This is a genomic window from Verrucomicrobiota bacterium, assembly GCA_039192515.1.
Taxonomy (GTDB): Bacteria; Verrucomicrobiota; Verrucomicrobiia; order Methylacidiphilales; family JBCCWR01; genus JBCCWR01.
The window spans coordinates 1-2,639 of record JBCCXA010000090.1; the positions used below are offsets into that span (position 1 = coordinate 1).

The window sequence follows — 2,639 nt, forward strand, 5'->3', positions numbered from 1 at the left end:
TCGCCTCCTTTATTCCAAAGAGGTCCCTGAGAGGCTACCCAGATTACATTTGAGTTCTCAGGATGGACAATGATCTCAGAAATATGTTCTGAGCTCTTAAGCCCCATATTTTTCCAGGTAATACCACCATCTTCACTTTTATAGATGCCATCTCCATAGCCTATATGACGACCTCCTACGTTTTCACCGGTACCTACCCAAACAATATGTGGATTAAGATGGTCAACCGTCACACAGCCTATGGAATAGGAAGACTGCTTATCAAAGACAGGAGTCCAAGTGGTTCCTGCATTTTCAGTTTTCCAAACACCACCTGATGCTACTGCTACAAACCACGTGTTTTCGTCTTCAGAATGAATGGCTATGTCGCCGATTCTGCCTGACATGAAAGCAGGACCAATATTTCTCAGTTTTAATCCTGAAAATACTGAGTCTTGCATCAAAGAAGTTGATTGTGGACTTGTAGTACTCCGCGATCTCCGTTGGCTGAATGCGGAAAGGGATGATAACAAGACCAACAACAGTAAAATAGTGGATTTAGTAGCTTTCATAAATTTATGTGTTAGGATGAGCCAATATAGGTTGGTCCTATTTCAAAAGAAAGAAGCGTTCTAAAAATATGAAGAGCGGTAAGAGCGTAGTTTATTTAGAAGTCATATTCGACGTAAGATGGTTCAAACTCATTGGTCGCGAAGTGGGGATCAATTTGTACCTGGCTAAACTCATAATGCTGGTAAAGCCCATGAGGATCATAAACTTTTATTTTCATGGGGGTCTTAGTGGTTTTATCTACACTTAGTATCATTCGAGGACAATAATCATTGGGTATGGTCAGAGATTCGCCTGCCTTAAGCTTACTAGAGCTATCCAGGCCGGCATTATTTCTTTGGATCATTTCCCGACTTATTTTTTTCTCTTTGACCAGATCTTGTATCGAAATGTTTTCGTCTGGCGTATACCGAACGAACGAAAAATTTGGATTATTAAACTCAAGTATCCAGCAGTCGCGACCGCTTACAATTTCATTGCCAGCCACTTTAGCCATGCGCTCAAGTTCGCTATCATACTTTTTAAAAAGCGATTCCAAGATATCTAAAAAACAATCAAAACCGGAATCTAATATGGTATGATGTTGATCTCTTGTCATACGTGGGCTCGTAGGTTCCAGACGAACGTTGAACCATGGGAATCCACTTGGGTTGATCAATGCTGTTCGATCTCCTTGTTTATAAAGAACTTCAAGGCCTTCATTTGGGTTCAATTGCTTAGCGTACACCTGAAAAGGATAACGTCGTACTTTTATGAATGACTTTTGATTTACCATTTTACCGTTTATGCGCTCTTCCTTATTCATAATGTACGATAACGTCTTGATCTGCCTTGAAGCGGCAAACATTTCCTCAGCTAATGTGCGCGCATCCTGAGCTGCTCCGGAGCTAAATGAGAAGAGAATAAAAAATTTAATAAAGAGTACAGGCTTTGTCATTTTCAAAAAGACAATTTAATAACTAAAAGGTAAACGAAACAAATTACTTTTTATCATTTTCAAAGGTGGCTTCTTCTTTTTCATTCAATCTCATTCTTGTAACTTCAGATTCTTGAAAATCTAAAGTATGAATAGAACTGTAATTTTTGTTTTGTTATTAATCGGCTGTAAGCCCTCGTCAGATGCAATTTCGGAAGCTGACAAATGGAAAGAACAAGCCCAGAAGGTAACTATTATTCGAGATAACTATGGTGTGCCACATATCTATGGTAAATCTGATGCGGACGCCGTTTTCGGTTTACTTTATGCCCAATGTGAGGATGACTTCAATAGGGTGGAAATGAATTACATCAACGCAATGGGGCGGTTAGCTGAAATCGAAGGAGAAAAAGAGATATTTAGAGATCTTAGAATGAAGCTATTCATTGATCCTGAGGATATGAAAGTGAAATATGCCGAAAGTCCCGATTGGCTCAGAAAATTAATGGACGCCTTTGCAGATGGGATCAACTATTATCTTCATACGCACCCGGAAGTTAAACCTAAATTGATAGATCGGTTCGAACCCTGGATGGCGCTGACCTTTAGTGAGGGAAGCATTGGCGGTGATATCGAGCGTACTTCTATTCAATCCCTAAAGGCTTTTTACAACGAAGAAACAGAAAAGGAGGTGGCTTATCATTCTGCTTACTTTATAGAAGACGATGAGCCCCGTGGGTCCAATGGTTTTGCGATTGCGCCAAACAATACTAAAAACGGAAATTCACTTTTCCTGATCAATCCACATACTTCATTCTTTTTTCGATCGGAGGTTCATGTAAATAGTGAGGAGGGGTTAAATGCTTATGGTGCGGTAACCTGGGGGCAATTTTTTGTATATCAGGGTTTTAACGACCGTTTAGGATGGATGCATACCTCAACGTACGCAGATGCTATCGATGAGTACCTGGAAACCGTTATAGAAAAGGGTGATAAGTTATATTACCAGCATGGCGACTTGGAAAAAGAGCTTATGGCAAAGGAAATTTCGGTACCTTATCTATCCGATTCTGGCATGGTTGAAAGAACCTTTATGACTTACCGAACCCACCATGGTCCGATTGTAAGAGCAGAAGGCGATAAATGGGTGAGCTTCAGTATTATGGAAAAACCA

The 2,639-nt window shown here is 40.1% G+C and carries 3 protein-coding genes; 1 reads left to right on the plus strand and 2 read right to left on the minus strand.

Annotation, left to right across the window (positions count from 1 at the left end; all coding sequences use genetic code 11):
* Both AAGA18_16030 and AAGA18_16035 read right to left on the minus strand, forming a co-directional pair.
* A partial coding sequence (locus tag AAGA18_16030) for a glycosyl hydrolase (protein MEM9446850.1) occupies positions 1 to 551 on the minus strand: 551 nt, incomplete at its 3' end.
* A gap of 95 nt (positions 552 to 646) precedes the next feature.
* Positions 647 to 1,486 carry a DUF1571 domain-containing protein gene (locus AAGA18_16035; GenBank protein ID MEM9446851.1) on the minus strand — a complete coding sequence of 280 codons (840 nt, stop codon included), beginning with the start codon at positions 1,484 to 1,486 and terminating at the stop codon, positions 647 to 649.
* 127 nt (positions 1,487 to 1,613) lie between these two features.
* Between AAGA18_16035 and AAGA18_16040 the strand changes: the two genes are divergently transcribed.
* On the plus strand, positions 1,614 to 2,639 hold a 1,026-nt coding region (locus AAGA18_16040; GenBank protein MEM9446852.1), incomplete at its 3' end, for a penicillin acylase family protein.